The following is an 18,756-nucleotide window of genomic DNA, read 5'->3' as shown; positions in this document are numbered from 1 at the left end:
AGCTAATTTGAAAAACTCAAGGACTAGTAATATATATGCCAGAAGAAAAAGCTAGTATCAAAAAATTAGTAAAAATCCTCATTGGGGCTGCTTGGCTCGATGGCAGAATTCAGCCTGAAGAAAGAGAATATTTACATCAAGTAGCGACTGAGAAGGATGTGGCTGCCGATCCAGAAATTCAGCCTTTACTTAACGAACTCAAGACGGTGCAGCCAACAGAATGCTATGAGTGGATAAAGGAGTATTTAGGAGAGCACCCTGGTTCTGAAGCTTATCAAGAGTTGCTAGAAGCTATCAGTGGCTTGATTTACCGCGATGGAGAAGTAGCAACTGAAGAAGCACGGCTTCTCACTAAACTGCAATCACTAGACACAACAGACAGTTCTCCTCAAGGAGCTTACTCTAGCGTACTCAAGGGGATTCAAACGCTCTACCGGCGTTGGGTTAGTAGCCAAAGCTAAGTAGAAAACAGCAAATAGAATTAGGATTTTGGTTCGCCAATACCTGGTGTTTCTTCTTTTTTCACTTCTGGTACGATATCAGGACGCTTTTTATCTTCCCAACCAACGGGGCGCTTCGAATTGTACCAAGCAATCGAACCAATTGTAGTAGCAGCGATAAAGCCAACAACAATAGCTGCGGTAGCAGCAACGGGAAAGTGAGGAACGTTATCTGTTGCTGCTGTTGCTTGCATGAGGATTTCCATAGTTACTCTTCCTGTAGTGAGTCAATACTGCTGTTAAGACCGTATAAAAACACAATATAACTTACATCCACCCCAAGTTTGATCCCACAGTGAGAGGTTAAAAGTCAGAGGTCGGGGAGCAGAAAGGGTTAGGGGTTAGGGTATAGAGTTATTACGATGTTACCTCTTTACTCCTTAGTTGGGACAACGTAAGACCCCGCTGTGGATTGTCTACTGGTTTGAGTGGGTGGCTCTTGGCTTTGCAGGGTGCTAGACTGGCGGAGGTTGCGTAAGCGTTCGCGCAGTCTTTCTTGTGATTGCGGTGATGGTGGTGATTGTCTGGGAGCGTTGTTACTTCTTTGAGAGGTTGCTGCTGGGCGTTCGTCACGGCGACGACGCGATCGCCTGGTGGGTTCGGCGGTAACTACCTCTTGTTGGTACCTGCGATAACGTCGGCGAGGACGATTGTTGTTAAAATCAGCATTGCTTTTGAGCAAATCGCGGCGCGATCGCGGTAGTCTACCGGAAGAAATTTGCTTGGGTTTAATGGGCTGGGCTTTGATACTACCTTTGCGCCCTGATAAACTTGGACGTTCGGGAAAGTCTTCCACTGGCATATCTTCTACAGCCACCGTCATAAATTGCCGCCAGGTCGCCGCCGCAGTACCGCTATTACCCCACGTTGGTTCATTGTTATCGTTACCAAGCCACACTCCAGCAACAAGTTGCGGAATATAGCCGACAAACCACAAATCGCGCGATTCGTCTGAAGTTCCCGTTTTTCCAGCAACAGGACGATTTAAAGACGCAGGACGTCCTGTCCCTGATTGAACGACATTTTGTAGCATCCAGGTTGAAATCGCCGCACTACCAGGGTCTAAAACTCGCTTTGGTTGAGGTGTTGTACTGTAGAGAACTTCCCCACTTCGATTGAGAACCCGGCGGATTCCGTACGGTTCTACGTGTATCCCTTGCGTTGCTAGCGTTCCATAGGCGCTTGTCAATTCGAGTAAGTTAACTTCAGACGAACCCAGCGCTAGCGAGTACATTGGTTTTAATTCGGATTTGATACCCATTTGGCGCGCCAGATTAATCACTGGCTCGAAGCCAACATCCATCATTACTTTAACTGCAACCGTGTTGATGGAACTTGTAAGTGCATCGCGCATTGTGAGCCAACCGCGAAACTCGCGGCTATAGTTTTGCGGTTCGTATCCTTCCACAATGAACGGAGCATCTTGGTAGGACTTATAAGGAGATAAACCTGTTGCGATCGCTGCTGTATAAACAAATCCTTTAAATGTCGATCCTGGTTGGCGCTGTGCTTGAGTTGCACGATTAAATTGATTTTTGCCAAAATCCTTACCGCCGACTAATGCGCGAATTTCACCGTTGCGTGGATTTATCGCTACCAACGCCGCTTGCTCAAAGTTCTGCCATCTACCGTTATTTGTAACAGTGTTTTTGACAGCGGTTTCTGCCGCATTTTGCCACTTGGGATTTAACGTTGTCTCCACAATTAAGCCGCCTGCTGCGATGACCTCTGGTGCAACGTACTTCGGTAGTTCTTTCTGAATGTAAGTCGTAAAGTAGGGCGCGGTGACTTGTAGGCGCTTAGGCGCGCTAGGATTGAGGTTAATTGGAGTTGCGATCGCATCTGTTGCAGTTTCAGAAGTCAACACCCGATCTTCGCGCATTCGCTGCAAAACTAAGTTACGTCGCTGTTGCGCTGCTGCAAGATTAATCGCGGGCGAGTAGCGACTGGGTGCAGGTGCTAAACCCGCAATCAGTGCCATTTCTGGTAACGTTAGCCGATCGACTGATTTGCTAAAATACACCCAAGCGGCATCAGCAACGCCATATGCGCCTTCTCCCAAATACACCAAATTGAGATAGCGCTCTAATATCTGCTCTTTTGTTAAATTTGCTTCGATTTTCTGTGCTAATCGGATTTCTTTCAGCTTGCGCCACAGCGTGCGCTCTTGACTTAGAAATAGCATCCGAGCGAGTTGTTGTGTAATTGTACTACCGCCTTCCACAACATTGGCTGAGCGTAAGTTAGACACTGTTGCCCTAGCAATTCCTTGGTAATCGATGCCGTTGTGCTGATAAAAGCGGCGATCTTCTGAAGCAATAAACGCTTGAATCAATGGTTTGGGAATTTCTGCTAATTTGAGTTGTTCGCGCGTTGCAGGTCCAGTTTGTTGCAAAATAGTACCATCAGCAGCTTTAATTGTGAGAGTCCCTTCGCGGACTACAGTAAAAAGTTCAGATGTTTTTGGTAAGCTCTGCTCAATGGAAACTGCGATTCCTCCTAAGGCGATTATACTTCCACCGACACCTACTAACCATAGCGATTGACGACGGTGCCAGGGTTGCTTGCTCGGATTCAGGGTTTGGACAACCTTCCGGCGGGGAAGTTGCTTTTGCCTAGATGGTTGCTGATGGCTGGGATTGCTCTTTTTTGCTGATTCAGTATTACTGATCGCGTCTTGTTCCTTGAACCAAGGCATATTCGGCACGTTACTTCCTCGCTTCACTCCAGTTCAAATGCAGCCCAGTATGATTGTGACTTTTGCCTATTTTACGACTTGATGGATAAGGGCAATTTTTACTCTAACAACTGAAATTGATTTAAGTAGGGTTAGAAATAGCGCCAACCTCTAGTTGGGAGAAATCAGGTAAACTCTATAGGTTTTGCAAATTTCGCGGTCTTCTCTGTTCTGAAGCATACCTTTGAGCGAATTTTTACGAGGCGATTAGAGTTAAAAATATATGTATTGAAGGAAAATCAAAGTTGACGACAAACGTGCTATGCGCGATCGCACTTGGTAGTAATTTAGGAGACTCGCTTGCTACGGTCAAAGCTGCGTTAGACACATTAGCAGCGACACCAGATATGAGCTTAGTAGCTCAATCAAGTTGGTATCAAACTGTTGCCGTTGGTCCTCCACAACCAGACTTTATTAACGGCTGTGCTGTATTGAAAGTACAAATGGCTCCCCAGCAGCTATTGGAAACTCTACTGTCGATAGAAGGTGAATTTGGTAGGGTACGACACGAACGTTGGGGACCGCGATCGCTCGATCTTGACTTGTTGCTTTATGATGGTTTAATTCTCGATACTCCTACCTTGCAAATTCCCCACCCACGAATGCGCGAGCGGGGCTTTGTACTCGTACCACTTGCCGAAATAGCCCCGCATTGGATCGATCCTGTATCAGGCAAAGCGATCGCCGAACTCGTTCAAGCTGTAGACTGTTCTGGTATTGTTCGTCTTTGAATTGAAAGTATACTCAGCACGAAATCTATATTTACCCTCGCCTTCACCTCTCACTCCTAACCTTTTTTATGCCACCAGGTCAAGAACCTCCACAACTACTCAAACAGCGCCTCTACTATCGCGGACGTAAATTCGATTTTGAAGTGAGTCGTCTGCGCCTACCTAATCAAGCCGAAGGAGACTGGGAATGCATTCGTCATCCAGGAGGTGCTTTGGCTGTACCTGTTACTCCTGAAGGTAAGCTGATTCTTTTGAAACAATATCGTTTTGCAGCTCAAGGACGACTTTTAGAGTTTCCCGCAGGGACTGTAGAACTTAATGAAGAACCTTTCGAGACAATCCAACGAGAAATTCAAGAAGAAACAGGCTACCGCGCGCATAAATGGCAGAAATTGGGACAATTTTTTCTAGCGCCAGGCTATTCCGATGAAGTTATCTATGCTTTTTTGGCACAAGAGTTAGAATTACTCGACGAACCGCCGCATCAAGATGTTGATGAAGATATAGAAATCGTTTTAATGAGTCCACAAAAATTAGAACAAGCAATTTTAGACGGCGAAGCTGTTGATGCCAAATCAATTTCTAGCTTTTTACTCGCAAAACCATTTCTTAGTTAATATCGAGCATCAATAATGAAAAAGCAAAGATACAAGTGAGTAGAGGAGGAATATTCTGAGATTGCTCTGTAAAGCATTTGAGACAACCCTGATTTTAGAGTCCACAAAGGTGGACTTTGTTTTTTTGAGCTGCAACTTCAGTTGCCAAGCACCACCGCAAGGAGATAATTATGAGCCTAAAGTGGCTAGCATGGTCGCAAAAATTACAGGCGATCGCGCAGACCGGAATTACCTATACTCAAAATCCCTATGACATCGAGCGATATCAGCAAATACGTCAGATCGCTGCTGAAATTATGGCAACATATGCTCGTGAAACACCAACCTATGTTTACGACCTTTTTAGTCGAGAAGAAGGTTATGCAACTCCGAAAGTAGATGTCCGAGGCGTCGTTTTTCATAACGATCGAATTCTCTTGGTGAAAGAACGCGAAGACGGATACTGGACGTTACCAGGCGGATGGGTTGATATCGGAGAATCACCCAGTCAAGCAGTCATTCGCGAAGTTTATGAGGAGTCAGGTTATCAAACACAAATCGTTAAGCTGTTAGCAATATACGATCGCAATCATCCGCGTCACAATCATCCCCCTATACGCCATCACGTTTACAAACTTTTCTTTCAATGTCAACTTACGGGTGGAAATGCCGCAGAAAGTACAGAAACTGCAGGCGCAGCATTCTTTCACGAGCAAGAAATTCCAGAGCTTTCCCTTACTCGCGTAGTTCCTTCCCAAATCTCGCGGCTATTTGAGCATTATCGCCATCCCGAATGGCAAGCAGATTTTGATTAAGAGCTGCGTTACGCAATCGCCACTACGAATCTACTCTTTTATAAGAAAAAATTATTGTTTGTAGAGTAGCCTTGCAGCCTGCCTTACCAAGACAAAATCACCATCGAACCATTTAAACCTACTTAATTGATACTCGCAGCATCTAAACTATTAGTACAAAAGAACTATGTATTAAGTATTAAATGTCTGACCTCGTTTTATTTTGGCATCGTCGCGACTTGCGTATTTCCGATAATACTGGACTTGTTGCTGCAAGAAACAAAAGTCAAAAAGTCGTAGGCGTGTTTTGTCTCGATCCCAATATTCTCGAACGCGACGATGTAGCTGCTGTGCGCGTGACTTACATGATCGGTTGTTTGCAAGCCTTGCAACAGCGATATGCTGAAGTTGGCAGTCAACTTTTAATTCTACACGACAATCCAACGCAAGCTATCCCTAAACTTGCAGCAGCCCTCAACGCTCAAGCAGTGTTTTGGAATTGGGATGTTGAGCCGTATTCGCAAAAACGCGATCGCGCTATAATCGCAGCCTTAAAGGAAAAAGGAATTCAAGTTCTCCACGAAAACTGGGATCAAATTCTTCACTCTCCCGACGAAATTCGCACTGGTTCGAACCAGCCTTACACTGTATTTACTCCTTTCTGGCGCAACTGGAGTAGTAAACCTAAAGCTGAACCAGTAGCAACGCTACAAGGTGTCCTTGGCTTAACAGAGACAGAACAGGAAATTGCACAACAAGCAGGGGTAATCCCCCTTCCTACCGCTAAAGATTTAGGATTTATTTGGGATCGCAACTTAGTGCTTGCGCCTGGAGAAGCAGCAGCCCAAGAAAGGTTAGAAGAATTTAGCAATAAAGCGATCGCCGAGTACAAAGAACAGCGGAATTTCCCTGCCGTTAACGGGACATCGCAGCTCAGCGCCGCGCTTAAATTTGGTGCGATTGGTATTCGTACAGTTTGGGCAGCAACGATCGCTGCATTAGAAAATAGCCGCAGTGACGAAACCGATGCGAGTATCCGCGCTTGGCAACAAGAACTCGCATGGCGGGAATTCTACCAACACGCCATGTATCACTTCCCCGAACTCGCAACCGGAGCTTATCGTGCAGCTTTCAAAAACTTTCCCTACGAAAACAACAAAGAACTTTTTCAAGCTTGGTGCGAAGGTAGAACGGGCTACCCGATTGTCGATGCTGCAATGCGTCAGATGAACGAAAGCGGCTGGATGCATAACCGCTGTCGCATGATTGTCGCTAATTTTCTCACCAAAGATTTGTTAATCGATCCGCGCTTAGGCGAAAAATACTTTTATCAGCGACTCATTGATGGCGACTTATCTGCTAACAACGGTGGTTGGCAATGGAGTGCATCGAGTGGCATGGATCCCAAACCTGTACGCATCTTTAATCCTGCCAGTCAAGCCCAAAAATTTGACCCAGAAGGCGAATACATTCGCGAATGGTTGCCCGAATTGCGCTCGGTAGACACTGAATATTTACTGAGTGGTGATATTCCAGCCCGCGAAAGAGAAGCCCTCGGCTATCCGCTACCAATCGTCGATCACAAACAGCAACAAAGGCAATTTAAAGCAATTTATGCACAGCAAAAGGCAGTGGGTAATGGATAGCGAGAGATTAGGCATTACTACTAATGCGGCAAAAAATTAGAGAAAATGAGTAATAGATATAGATAATGAAAAGTTAGCAATTACCAGTTACCACAGTGGCGCGAGGATCAAAGTGAAAGTTTTAGTTGTAGGTAGTGGAGGGCGCGAACACGCACTCGCCTGGAAATTGTTGCGATCGCCGCAAGTTAAACAAGTCTATTGTGCGCCTGGTAATGGAGGAACAGCCATTCTAGAACGCTGTCAGAACCTACCATTGAGCGTTGAAGACTTTGCTGGTATAAGTGAATTTGCGCGATCGCACAACATCGATCTTGTCGTTGTAGGACCTGAAGTGCCTTTAGCATTGGGAATTACAGATAACTTGCAACGCCTTGGCATTAAAGTCTTTGGTCCAACACGTGCTGGCGCCCAAATCGAAGCGAGTAAAGCTTGGGCAAAAGCCTTAATGCAAGAAGCCAAGATTCCCACCGCTAAAGCTGCGGTATTTCATCATGCAACCGCCGCTAAAGACTATGTCAACGCCCAAGGCGCGCCGATTGTGGTGAAAGCTGATGGTTTAGCCGCTGGAAAAGGAGTAACTGTCGCCGAAACGATAGCACAGGCTCACAAGGCAATTGATGCCATTTTTCAAGGGCAATTTGGTAAAGATGAATTTGTCGTTATCGAAGAATGCTTAACAGGGCAAGAAGCCTCAGTTTTAGCACTCACCGATGGGTTAACGATTCGCCCGCTACTACCTGCACAAGACCACAAACGTATCGGTGAAGGCGATACAGGAGAAAATACTGGTGGTATGGGAGTTTATGCACCTACACCAGTTGTCACGTCCGAGTTGATGGTAGAAATTGAAGCAAAAGTTTTACAGCCAGCGATCGCCACGCTCAAACAAAAAGGTATTGACTATCGCGGCGTTCTGTATGCTGGCTTAATGATTGCCCCTGATGGTAATTTTAAAGTCTTGGAATTCAACTGTCGCTTTGGCGATCCGGAAACTCAAGCTATTTTACCGCTCCTCGAAACACCCCTCGCAGAGTTATTACTTGCTTGTGTAGAACAGCGATTAGAGCAAATGCCACCAATCGCGTGGAAATCTGGTGCATCAGCTTGTGTCGTCCTCGCTGCGGGTGGCTACCCTGGAAGCTACGAAAAAGGAAAAGTCATTTCTGGCATCGATGCGGCAGAAGCTTTAGGCGCAAACGTCTTCCACGCAGGAACCAAACTCATACAAGCTAATGAGCAAAATAAACTCACCACTAGCCACTCACCACTAGCTACTCAACTCGTCACAAATGGCGGTCGAGTTCTCGGTGTTACGGGAATTGGCAAAAATTTCGAACAAGCGATCGCGCTTGCTTATCGGGGAGTTGATTGCATTCAATTCGAGAAAATGTACTATCGGCGTGACATTGGCTACCGAGTCAAATCAAAAGCTGTTAATTTTTAGTTGTTAGGTTTTAACAGAAGCCACCACTGACAACGTAGTGTATAAGATGCTAGCTTTACTGAAGAAAATTCGAGAGGCGATCGCCCATTGGTGGTCAGAGTTCACGCTCCAGACTAAGCTAATGGCTGCTGCCACGTTGGTGGTTTCCTTAATTATGAGCGGTCTCACCTTTTGGGCGGTCAACACGATTCAACAAGATGCCCGTCTTAATGATACCCGCTTTGGTCGCGATCTCGGTCTATTGCTGGCATCGAATGTCGCCCCCTTAATTGCCGAAAATAACTTAACTGAGGTTGCCCAGTTCTCGCAACGCTTCTACAGCAGCACTTCTAGCGTCCGCTATATGCTGTATGCGGATGAATCGGGGAAAATCTTCTTTGGCATTCCCTTTTGGGAATCAGAAGTCCAAAATTCCCTGACAATCGAACGTCGCATTCAACTTCCCGAAGACTACGCCGCAAATGCTGAATTACCTATGGTGCGCCAGCATCGCACGCCCGATGGCGTTGTCACTGATGTTTTTGTTCCCTTGACGCACAACGGCACGTATCTAGGTGTCCTAGCAATCGGCACAAATCCCAATCCTACTGTCATCACTTCATCTAATCTCACGCGGGATGTCACGATCGCCGTGTTTATTTCTATTTGGGTGATGGTGATTCTCGGTGCAGTGTTCAACGCGCTATACATCACCAAACCAATCAAAGAACTTCTCGTAGGGGTCAAAAATATTGCCGCCGGAAATTTTAAGCAGCGGATTGACTTACCCGTCGGTGGCGAACTCAAAGAGTTAATTTTTAGCTTTAATGAAATGGCAGAGCGTTTAGAGCGCTATGAAGAACAGAATATCGAGGAATTAACCGCCGAGAAAGCGAAGCTTGAAACCCTTGTTTCGACAATTGCAGATGGTGCGATATTACTCGATACGAATATGCAGGTCATTTTAGTTAATCCTACAGCACGGCGGATGTTCGGCTGGGACGGTGCCCCTGTTGTTGGAAGTAACATTTTGCATCATCTGCCACCAGTACTCCAAATGGAGTTAACGCGACCTTTGTATCAACTTGCTGCAGGCGAACGCGAAAGTGCTGAATTTCGAGTTTCGCTCAATCAACCGACAAACCGCACGATTCGGATTCTATTGACGACTGTCCTCGACCAATATCGGGAAAGTCTTAAAGGAATTGCGATGACTGTGCAAGACATCACGCGCGAAGTTGAACTGAATGAAGCTAAAAGTCAGTTTATCAGTAACGTCTCGCACGAACTGCGAACGCCCTTATTTAATATCAAAACCTATATCGAAACTTTACACGACTACGGCGAAGAACTTGGCGAACAACAGCGCCGCGAATTCCTCCAAACAGCTAATAATGAGACGGATCGCCTGACGCGCCTTGTGAATGATGTTTTAGATTTGTCGCGCTTGGAATCGTGTCGTATCTATCATTTTGATGCGGTAGATGTAGCGCAAGCAATCGATCAAACGCTGCGTAACTATCAGTTAAACGCTAAAGATAAAGGAATCGAATTAATTCAGGAAATTGAGCCAAAATTACCTCCCGTACTTGGTAACTATGACTTGTTATTACAAGTGTTTACAAATCTGGTTGGTAACGCATTAAAATTTACAGACGCAGGCGGCAAAGTGGTGATTCGTGCTTATTTGCTAGACAATCCGAAAAAACAAAGCCTACCACGACTCAATTCACAACCATCGCCTGGAAAAGTTCGAATTGAGATTTCAGACACGGGTATGGGTATCGATCCTGAACATCAAGAGAAAATTTTTGGTCGCTTCTTCCGTGTCGAAAACCGCGTTCATACCCTAGAAGGGACAGGGCTTGGGCTATCAATTGTCAGAAATATTATCGACAAGCACCATAGCAGCGTACACTTAGTTAGTGAGGTTGGCGTCGGCACAACCTTCTGGTTCGACTTGGCAGTGTTTCAAGAAGCCATCTTAGAAAATCCGTCGAGCATGACAGCTGCGGATGGTAATTAGCTTAGCAAGGGTCAGGTGTCGTGAATACCGAAAATCAAATTACCGCAGGCAAATTGGATTGGTTTTATCGCGAACATAAACCAATTCAAGGTGTCGATCGACCACCTGTTATTTTACTTCATGGTATTCCTGCCCAAAGCTACACCTGGACGGCAATTATGCCCGCTCTTGCTGATAAAGGATTTCGCGCGATCGCCCCCGATTGGATTGGATTCGGTTTGTCTGCTAAGCCTGACAAACGTGATTTCGCCTATACTCCTGATGCTTTTATCAGTGCATTTGCAGAATTTATCCAAGCGCTGGATATTTCGCGATTTTCTTTGGTTGTACAAGGATTTTTGGGTTCGGTTGGTTTGCAGTATGCCTTACGCAATCCGCAACAAATTGAACGCTTAGCAATTCTTAATGCACCAATTTCCACCCGCGCTAAACTTCCTTGGAAGCTGAAACAACTCGGATTGCCCTTTATGGGTGATATGCTTACGCAAGACCCACTTTTAGTTGACCGAACGCTAGAAAGTGGCAGTCGTTATCAAATCGGCGAAAAAGATTTGAACGTGTATCGCCAGCCTTTTCTCAAAAGTTCGGCAGCAGGGCGATCGCTTTTAGCGACTGTACGCAATCTTCAACTCCAAAAATCACTCGCAGAAATCGAATCAGGCTTGCGCGAGTGGCAACAACCAACAATGGTTATCTGGGGAATCAAGGATCCTTGGCTGGCAATGCAGGATACGCAAAACGCAGTCGAATCTCTCAAAAACGTCGAACTCGTCCAAATCCCTGAAGCCGGACACTACCCTCAAGAACATTGGTCAGACAAAGTTGGCGATCTACTGCAATTGTTTCTACGTCGTACTACGTAATCGTTTTATCAGTAATTCCACAGCAATGAACTAGTTTAGCTAGTGGCAAATTTGTATGTGTTTAGGGGCACAGAATAATTTTTTTATAAAATCATTTCTCTGTATAAGAACTGCAATTAATTTTTCCTCTACCCGTCTGCCGCTGAAACGGTCTATTTACAGAAACTTTAAAGCGAAACGATATAAATGCCCTTTCATCAACTTATAGCACGCCACACAATCATAAAAATAAGCATCAATTGCACTTAGCCAATATCTCTAAGGTTCTAGCTCTATTCAACATATAAAATCTCATAATAATTCTCCTGCCCAAAGTTTAACCCTGACTCCTGCTACAAATATAAATTATTTATTTTTGAAAGATTTTTTAATCAAATCTTTAAAGAATTTAGATAAAAAAACAATAATCTTTCATTTTCATTTATAAATTACTTGCTAAATTACTGTTAATTATACGTATAACCTCACTATGGTATGAGTTGAAAGTCAGGAGTTAGAGGTCAGAGATAGTTAAAGTAATGATTCTAAGCCTCTATGAATGTCCTAACTTTCTCTTCAATTACCGTAAAAGTCTTTGTTTGGCAAAGCAAAGTTAAAATTTTAATAACTCATTAGCCAAGCTAACAAAGATTTTGTTCTTTTAGTTCTAATTTTATAAAGCAGATATCTAAGTCTGTTGAAATTTTCTGTTCTCAAATTACTAGAAAATTTGAGAGCGTTAGATTTGTCTATTTAAAAAATAAAAATGTCGTACAATTTAAAGCTAATAGAAAGCTTTAGTCCAAACACGTTTAATGCTTCTCTAACTTCAGAACAAAATCAATCAAATATACTGCACAATACAACCTCAGAGCTTATTGAACTATCAACGTATCAAGGAAGTAAATCGAGCAGTTCAGCAGCTCACGTGTCTGATGTTTTAAATTTCAAGGCTCCAACGAATTCCAGCACTTTCCAAGATAATTCATTTACTCAAGTAGTGACAAATCAGGAAATTCAAGCGAGCAACTCTTCAGTTTTTGATTACCTGCATACCACAAATCATCAACCAAATGATAATAGTAGCGATCCATTAGGCACGACAAGCCTTAATCCTATCTTTACGAACTTTAGTGTATTTGATGCTTCTGGAGATAATACTTCAAATAGTGTTTTTGAAGGTGGAACTTTACGTTTGAGTTATGATTTAGGCAACATTTTATCCTTATTAGATGTACGCTTAGAAGCACTAAAAGGCGATCGCATTGTATCTACTTTAGGAACCTGGAATCAAGCTAACCTATCAAACGAGTTAATCCATCTGGCTAACTTTGCCGATTTTACCGGAGATAGTTATCAACTACGCGCAGTTGCTCGCACTACTGACGGTCAAGAGTTTTCTTCGGATTCTCAAGCGATGAATGTACTATCTTGGAATCGCATTGATGGCACTTTTAAGGGCGAAACTATTGACTACACAGCAGACTTCGGGACGGGTGCAGTCATCATTGGACGAGGCGGTACAGACACGTTAAACTTATCTGGACTTTCTCCTTCTAGCATTACTAGTATCAATGGGATCGGTCTCGCTGATTTCAATCCGTTGTCTAACTCAACTGCTAACCAAGCAATTTTTAAGGGTACAGCCTTTGACCACATCAATCTTGCTGATGGTCGAGAAATTTATTTACAAGGCATTGAAAGACTGCGCTTTTCAGATTCCTCAATTTTTGAACTGCAAGTACGTACCAACGACACTTTCTTTGGTTCTCAATGGAATTTACATATATCTGATGTCGGTAGCGCCTGGCGCTTTACTCAAGGAGCTAGCGATGTCTTACTAGCTTCTTTAGATACAGGAATTTTAACGGCATCTGGTGCTAGCGGAGATATTGTTGATATTGCCATAGATCGTTTAATTACCGATCCTACTGACGATGACAACTTTAATAACTACGGACACGGACATTGTGCAATTAGCATTATGTCTTCGACTGCCAATAATTCCTCTGGTATCGCAGGAATTAACTGGAACAGCAGCGTGTACGTGAATGACGTATATAGAGGTGTCTCTCTACAGCAAGCTATTCAGGATACGATTAGCTATGCACGTGCTAGAAACCAACGCGTCGTCTTCCAAGGTGGAATTCAAGGGAATTGGTTTAATAGTGGTGGTACGCGCGAGCAACTTGAACAATTAATTCGAGATAACTCTGACATTGCTATCTTTGCGATCGCCGCAGGTAATGGCGGTCCTGGTGGTAATCTTTCTGACCCTGATTATTTAACTAGTGTCAGTGGTGTTGCGCAATTAGAAACAACGCATGACAATGTTATTTCAGTTGGTGCATTGCGGAACACAAGTCCTACGACGAAGATAGATGGCTTGACCAATGCTTCTGCTGTCAATCTTGCTAGTTACTCGAATCGCGGTTCTAATTTGACGTTAGTAGCTGCTACTGATTCTCCAGCAATGGATAAATTTGGTAATATGCGCTTTTTCGGTGGAACCTCTGGTGCTAATCCGAATGTAGCTGGGATTGCTTCCTTAGTATGGAGTGTTAATTCGAGCTTAACAGGAGGACAAGTACGTCAAATCTTGATCGATACAGCAATGGATTTGGGAGTAGATGGTCGAGATAATACCTTTGGCTATGGTTTAGTCAATGCTGATGCTGCCGTACGTCGTGCAGTAGCGCTGCAACGTAATTCCGACGTGGCAAATCTTTATTCTGGTCGCTCAATATTTGTGTAGGATAGCAAAGGTTCGAGATTGGGAGAATTTAAGATTGTGATGTGTTAAGTGTTTTGATAGGCTAAACAGTTAAAACTTTGATACCTATTTTTATAATTTTTTTTACAATTAGATGGCTGCTAGTTAACAGTTTTATAGAAAAAATTAATTAGCAGAGGACAGCGATCGTGGATAGACATCTGAGCTCGTTATCTCTTCTTGGAATAGTTTTTGTATCTGCTCAATCTCCTGAACCTAATACTATGACTTTTTGCACTCCTAGCATAGAACCTGCAATTACAGTAACAGTTTCTGATGCTCAAACAAATCTACCCTTGGAAGCTAAAGTTGTTGTCCAAGAGCAGAACTTTCAAGAGGAACTTCAACTCAACGGTGTAACTCCAACAGGACAAATTATCTATGGAGGAGTTTTTGAACGTCCGGGAGTATACACTGTATCAACCTCAAGCGATGGCTATGAAACTTCTGTTTTAGAGATTGAGGTGACTCAAGGTGAATGTCACGTACTCACTCGTCATCTTCAAGTTCGATTAAAACCCGTTAAATGCAACTAAATACCAATTTTTATAGAAGTGCTGCTAAGCGAGAAGCTAGCTTATCAGATACCAGTAACTTGCGACCAAGTTGCGAGCACGAAAACGCTTAAGGTAACAATTGCTAATGCTCCTTGAACTAAATTTCCAATCAACGAACCGACGACAATTCCTACTCCAGCTTTGATGGCTAGTTGCCAATTGTGTTGATACAGATACTCACCTATAATCGCTCCTAGCAATGGACCGAGGAGGATACCAAGCAAAGGTCCACCAAAAGGTAAAGTTGGTAGTAATCCTAAAAAACCCAAGATTAAACCAACAATTGCACCAATTTGTCCCCATTTACTTGCCCCAGCACGTTTCGCACCCCAGTAAGTTGCTAAAAAATCAATTCCAATACTGACAAGCAACACGACGATCGCGACCGTGAGTGGTACAGCAATACTACTCAGCGAGCCTTGGAGAACACCCCAAATAATAATCGCTATTAAAATTAAACTAGTTCCGGGAATTCCTGGAACCACAGCCCCAATGACACCAATCGTCATTAAAGCAAGTAGCACCCAATACAGCGTTAATAGCATAAAGCTTCATCCAGAAATAGGAGCGATGTTTGTAGAGTTTTTCAGCGTAACACTTAACTTATCAGCAATTCCAGCGATCCAATTTTCATCTTGCTTAGTGTAGCTGCGCGGTGCATTGGCTGCTAAGATTAAAGCTCCCTCTTGACCAATTGGCTGTACTATCACACCTTGAGTATTTTCTGGCAAGTAGTCAAATTCGATCCGTCCTGGGTATATTTTTAAATCTACCAGGTAAACAGGTTTATGCTTGTCTAGCACGCGTTGCAAAATTGCCCCTGGCTTGACTTCTGATTTTTGACCTAAAATCCCGCGTCGCAGCAATACTTGACCTTGGTAAAAGACTACTAGCGATCGCGTTGCAGTATTCGTTAACAGCAAGTGCGATGCCCAAGCCAGTTCCGTTTGTGCTGCTTCTGACAATGGTGCCATCTCAAAACCTTCTTGCCCGACTAAAGTTACGGTGTCAGGCGATCGCGGTGTAATTCGCTGCCATAGTAAACCTGTTAAAATCAAAACCGCGCTCATCATAATTCCCAGCGCATCTGCTCGCGCCTGCGAATCCGTTAGTTCTGCTGTTAATAAACGGTTTAGCAGAAGTAATGTCCCGCCAAGCGCACCGACCACGATTGGTAACAGCCGGAAGAATTGATTTTGGTCTGGTTTAGCCATTTAGCAATACGCAACTAGCTCTTTACCTTACTCCTCGCCTGGTTCAATGATGCGTTGAAACAAATAACCCGTACCTCGCGCGGTTAGAATAAGTTCTGGATTACTCGGATCGTCTTCTAATTTGGCACGCAACCGCGAAATGTGAACGTCTACTACGCGAGTATCTACGTGTCTTTCAGGAGTATAGCCCCACACTTCTTGGAGAATCTCTGAGCGCGAGAATGCTTCTCCCGAACGACTCACGAGCAACTCAAGCAAACTAAATTCCATTCCGGTTAATCGAATCCGCTCATCTCCTTTATAAACTTGCCGCTTGTTGGTATCTATCCGTAGTTGTCCGACGTGAATTACACCAGAACTCGGAATTCCTGTCACGCCAGTTTTATCGACTCGCCGCAATACCGAACGAATTCGCGCTTCGAGTTCTTTAGGAGAAAACGGTTTGACGACGTAATCATCCGCACCTAGTTCTAAACCCGTGATGCGGTCTGCGACATCTCCCAGGGCTGTTAGCATAATGATTGGGACGTCTGATTCTTTACGTAGTTCTTGACAAACTCCGTAGCCGTCTAGCTTTGGCATCATGACGTCAAGTACAACTAAGTCAGGTTGCGTTTTCCGAAATGTTTCGAGTGCTTCTTCCCCGTCAGCTGCGGTAACAACATCATAACCAATCATTGACAGTCGGGTTTCTAAAATACGACGTATGCTTGCTTCGTCATCTACTACTAAGATTTTTTCTTTATGACTTTCCAATCTTCTTCGCGCTCCTTAATTGGATTTTATGAAACTTAATTTTTAGTACCATTAATTTAAAATTTTAGCCGATTTGTGCATTAAAAAAAATCAAGTTTTGCACTCAAAATTGATTTCAAATTTTTTTAAACTTTCGCTCTAAACATATTTTAACAATTAACAAATAGCCAATGCCAAAGCCTCGAACTTATTACGTATGCAATGAATGTGGCGCAGAATCTCCCCAGTGGTTTGGCAAGTGCCCTGCCTGCGGAACTTATAATTCTTTAGAGGAACAAATCGAGCCGACAACATCAGCAACGTTACCAAGCCGTGGCGGCTTACAACTGACGCGCAGTAATAATAAATCGGCGACTAAACCAGCTAAACCAAGAGCCTCGCTCACCTTTGCTCAAATTAGCGATCGCCAAGTCATGCGTTGGGTTTCTGGCTATGGCGAACTTGACCGAGTTTTGGGCGGAGGAATTGTTCCTGGGTCTTTAGTACTCATCGGTGGCGATCCTGGAATTGGTAAATCAACTCTCTTATTACAAGTCTCTAATCAACTTGCACAAAAGTATCGCATACTTTATGTTTGCGGAGAAGAATCAGGACAACAAGTAAAACTGCGCGCTTCGCGTTTAGGAGTTGCCAAACCAATCAATGACTCAAATAACGGCGAAGCGAATATTAATTTACCACAGTCCAATTCTGCAGCAACTGATATCGCTGTTGGTGCAGATTTATATGTTTTACCAGAGACAGATCTTGAAGAAATTTTAAGAGAAATTGACTCGCTTAAACCTAATGTTGCTGTCATCGATAGTATTCAAACAGTTTATTTTCCCACACTCACTTCAGCTCCTGGTTCCGTTGCACAAGTACGCGAATGTACCGCAGCTTTAATGCAAGTCGCAAAACGCGACGACGTAACAATGTTAATTGTGGGTCATGTTACCAAAGAAGGTGCAATAGCAGGACCTAAAGTTTTAGAACATTTAGTCGATACGGTTTTGTACTTTGAAGGCGATCGCTTCGCCTCGCATCGACTTTTAAGAACTGTTAAAAATCGCTTTGGCGCAACGCATGAAATTGGCATCTTTGAAATGATCGATCGCGGATTGCGCGAAGTTCCGAATCCATCTGAGTTATTTTTAGGAAATCGCGACGAACCTGCACCAGGAACTGCGATCGTTGTCGCTTGTGAAGGAACGCGCCCAATTGTGGTTGAGTTACAAGCTTTGGTCAGTCCTACAAGTTATGCCTCCCCACGTCGTTCCACAACGGGTGTAGACTACAATCGTTTGTTACAAATTCTTGCTGTCTTAGAAAAACGCGTTGGTATTCCGCTATCTAAGCTTGATAGCTACGTTGCTTCGGCGGGTGGTTTGAACGTTGAAGAACCTGCTGTAGACCTTGGCGTTGCCATTGCTGTCGTTGCATCGTTTCGCGATCGCGTCGTCGATCCTGGAACAGTTTTGATTGGTGAGGTGGGCTTGGGCGGACAAGTACGAGCAGTTTCGCAAATGGAACTCCGGCTCAAAGAAGCTGCTAAGCTGGGTTTCAAACGCGCGATCGTCCCTAAAGGACAAAACCTTCCTGAGGTCAACATAGAAGTGATTCCTGTTGCTAAAGTTCTTGATGCGATTATTGCCGCTATTCCTCCCCAACACTTGACAGACTCCGCTTTGCTTGACGAGGAACAGTAAACTACCCTAGTTACCAAGCTAAGGTAAAGTTAATTTATGGTTAAGAAATGGTTAACAACAGAACGCTATACTAAGTAATATCAATTAAAATCTAACTACAAGTCGCAGCCGCCATCTCCAAAGTTGTCGGTAAAATCCGCATTGTTGTTTATATATCTTGGTGTTAGATAATTAAGAGCGTTTATAAAACGGGATCTGCGATGGCGAATAAATCTGAATTTCTCTATCCGCGCAGTCGCTACTATGGCAAAGTGAAACCAGAGAACTTGGTTTTCAATGCCAACCTGCAAGAGTTTGCCCAGCGCGTCAGCTACATATGTAATTTAGAAACGGCTGGGAAGCTAACTCCTGAAGAGTCTTATAAGCAGATTCATGCGCTATGGAAAGACCTCAAACGCACGAAAAAGCAGTTAGGTATTGGGGAAAATCCCTTTCAAGGCGAGAGCGAACATCCGTCGGAATAAGTAGCCTTT

17 protein-coding genes are annotated in these 18,756 nt (G+C 44.0%); 12 read left to right on the top strand and 5 right to left on the bottom strand.

All coding sequences use genetic code 11. The annotated features are described in order from the left end of the window. Positions 1-35 precede the first annotated feature (35 nt). Positions 36-461, top strand: coding sequence for a TerB family tellurite resistance protein (locus B1A85_RS03860; RefSeq protein ID WP_104545576.1), 426 nt, complete (start codon positions 36-38; stop codon positions 459-461). 20 nt (positions 462-481) lie between these two features. Here B1A85_RS03860 and psb35 read toward each other — a convergent pair whose 3' ends face one another. Further along, a complete protein-coding gene (gene psb35, locus B1A85_RS03855; protein WP_104545575.1) occupies positions 482-706 on the bottom strand; it encodes a photosystem II assembly protein Psb35 in 225 nt (74 codons plus the stop codon). Positions 707-873: 167 nt separating this feature from the next. Then, positions 874-3,198 carry a transglycosylase domain-containing protein gene (locus tag B1A85_RS03850; RefSeq protein ID WP_104545574.1) on the bottom strand — a complete coding sequence of 775 codons (2,325 nt, stop codon included), beginning with the start codon at positions 3,196-3,198 and terminating at the stop codon, positions 874-876. Between the two features lie 284 nt (positions 3,199-3,482). Here B1A85_RS03850 and folK point away from each other — a divergent pair, with 284 nt between their 5' ends. The 9 genes from folK (at position 3,483) to B1A85_RS03805 (ending at position 14,604) form a co-directional block, all read left to right on the top strand. After that, positions 3,483-3,968, top strand: a complete 486-nt coding sequence (gene folK / locus B1A85_RS03845; RefSeq protein ID WP_246841310.1) for a 2-amino-4-hydroxy-6-hydroxymethyldihydropteridine diphosphokinase — start codon at positions 3,483-3,485, stop codon at positions 3,966-3,968. A gap of 68 nt (positions 3,969-4,036) precedes the next feature. Continuing rightward, entirely contained in the window at positions 4,037-4,585 is a 549-nt protein-coding gene (locus B1A85_RS03840; RefSeq protein WP_104545572.1) for an NUDIX hydrolase, read from the top strand. Positions 4,586-4,755: 170 nt separating this feature from the next. Beyond that, on the top strand, positions 4,756-5,379 hold the full coding sequence (locus B1A85_RS03835; RefSeq protein ID WP_104545571.1) for an NUDIX hydrolase: 624 nt from the start codon (positions 4,756-4,758) through the stop codon (positions 5,377-5,379). A gap of 182 nt (positions 5,380-5,561) precedes the next feature. Continuing rightward, the gene (locus B1A85_RS03830) at positions 5,562-7,004 is read left to right on the top strand and encodes a deoxyribodipyrimidine photo-lyase (RefSeq protein ID WP_104545570.1); all 1,443 of its coding nucleotides are present in this window, start codon (positions 5,562-5,564) and stop codon (positions 7,002-7,004) included. Between the two features lie 112 nt (positions 7,005-7,116). After that, entirely contained in the window at positions 7,117-8,448 is a 1,332-nt protein-coding gene (gene purD / locus B1A85_RS03825; RefSeq protein WP_104545569.1) for a phosphoribosylamine--glycine ligase, read from the top strand. Between the two features lie 46 nt (positions 8,449-8,494). Beyond that, positions 8,495-10,453 carry a two-component system sensor histidine kinase NblS gene (gene nblS / locus B1A85_RS03820; RefSeq protein WP_104545568.1) on the top strand — a complete coding sequence of 653 codons (1,959 nt, stop codon included), beginning with the start codon at positions 8,495-8,497 and terminating at the stop codon, positions 10,451-10,453. A gap of 20 nt (positions 10,454-10,473) precedes the next feature. Next, positions 10,474-11,316: an alpha/beta fold hydrolase gene (locus B1A85_RS03815; protein WP_104545567.1), complete on the top strand. Its 843-nt coding sequence runs from the start codon at positions 10,474-10,476 to the stop codon at positions 11,314-11,316. Between the two features lie 979 nt (positions 11,317-12,295). Then, a complete protein-coding gene (locus B1A85_RS03810) occupies positions 12,296-14,050 on the top strand; it encodes a S8 family serine peptidase (protein ID WP_210404159.1) in 1,755 nt (584 codons plus the stop codon). 242 nt (positions 14,051-14,292) lie between these two features. Then, entirely contained in the window at positions 14,293-14,604 is a 312-nt protein-coding gene (locus B1A85_RS03805) for a hypothetical protein (protein ID WP_104545565.1), read from the top strand. Between the two features lie 44 nt (positions 14,605-14,648). Here the strand turns inward: B1A85_RS03805 and B1A85_RS03800 are convergent, their stop codons facing one another. Genes B1A85_RS03800 through rpaB form a run of 3 tightly spaced genes read right to left on the bottom strand, consistent with a single transcriptional unit; the run spans position 14,649 to position 16,595 of the window. Further along, entirely contained in the window at positions 14,649-15,170 is a 522-nt protein-coding gene (locus B1A85_RS03800) for a DUF456 domain-containing protein (protein WP_104545564.1), read from the bottom strand. Between the two features lie 6 nt (positions 15,171-15,176). Then, entirely contained in the window at positions 15,177-15,839 is a 663-nt protein-coding gene (locus tag B1A85_RS03795; RefSeq protein WP_104545563.1) for a cofactor assembly of complex C subunit B, read from the bottom strand. A 27-nt stretch (positions 15,840-15,866) separates the two neighbouring features. Continuing rightward, positions 15,867-16,595: a response regulator transcription factor RpaB gene (rpaB, locus tag B1A85_RS03790; protein WP_104545562.1), complete on the bottom strand. Its 729-nt coding sequence runs from the start codon at positions 16,593-16,595 to the stop codon at positions 15,867-15,869. A gap of 170 nt (positions 16,596-16,765) precedes the next feature. Here rpaB and radA point away from each other — a divergent pair, with 170 nt between their 5' ends. Further along, complete coding sequence (gene radA, locus B1A85_RS03785) at positions 16,766-18,283, top strand: DNA repair protein RadA (protein ID WP_104545561.1); 1,518 nt, start codon at positions 16,766-16,768, stop codon at positions 18,281-18,283. 200 nt (positions 18,284-18,483) lie between these two features. After that, positions 18,484-18,747 carry a hypothetical protein gene (locus B1A85_RS03780; RefSeq protein ID WP_104545560.1) on the top strand — a complete coding sequence of 88 codons (264 nt, stop codon included), beginning with the start codon at positions 18,484-18,486 and terminating at the stop codon, positions 18,745-18,747. Positions 18,748-18,756: the final 9 nt, after the last annotated feature.

Origin of the sequence: Chroococcidiopsis sp. TS-821, from assembly GCF_002939305.1 — a bacterium.
Taxonomy (GTDB): Bacteria; Cyanobacteriota; Cyanobacteriia; order Cyanobacteriales; family Chroococcidiopsidaceae; genus Chroogloeocystis.
This window is presented reverse-complemented; position numbering and strand designations above follow the sequence as displayed.

Coding starts and splice junctions, on each gene's coding strand:
- B1A85_RS03860 (WP_104545576.1), top strand. CDS start 36: ATGCCAGAAGAAAAAGCTAGTATCAAAAAATTAGTAAAAATCCTCATT.
- psb35 (WP_104545575.1), bottom strand. CDS start 706: ATGGAAATCCTCATGCAAGCAACAGCAGCAACAGATAACGTTCCTCAC.
- B1A85_RS03850 (WP_104545574.1), bottom strand. CDS start 3,198: ATGCCTTGGTTCAAGGAACAAGACGCGATCAGTAATACTGAATCAGCA.
- B1A85_RS03840 (WP_104545572.1), top strand. CDS start 4,037: ATGCCACCAGGTCAAGAACCTCCACAACTACTCAAACAGCGCCTCTAC.
- B1A85_RS03835 (WP_104545571.1), top strand. CDS start 4,756: ATGAGCCTAAAGTGGCTAGCATGGTCGCAAAAATTACAGGCGATCGCG.
- B1A85_RS03830 (WP_104545570.1), top strand. CDS start 5,562: ATGTCTGACCTCGTTTTATTTTGGCATCGTCGCGACTTGCGTATTTCC.
- nblS (WP_104545568.1), top strand. CDS start 8,495: ATGCTAGCTTTACTGAAGAAAATTCGAGAGGCGATCGCCCATTGGTGG.
- B1A85_RS03805 (WP_104545565.1), top strand. CDS start 14,293: ATGACTTTTTGCACTCCTAGCATAGAACCTGCAATTACAGTAACAGTT.
- B1A85_RS03800 (WP_104545564.1), bottom strand. CDS start 15,170: ATGCTATTAACGCTGTATTGGGTGCTACTTGCTTTAATGACGATTGGT.
- B1A85_RS03795 (WP_104545563.1), bottom strand. CDS start 15,839: ATGGCTAAACCAGACCAAAATCAATTCTTCCGGCTGTTACCAATCGTG.
- radA (WP_104545561.1), top strand. CDS start 16,766: ATGCCAAAGCCTCGAACTTATTACGTATGCAATGAATGTGGCGCAGAA.
- B1A85_RS03780 (WP_104545560.1), top strand. CDS start 18,484: ATGGCGAATAAATCTGAATTTCTCTATCCGCGCAGTCGCTACTATGGC.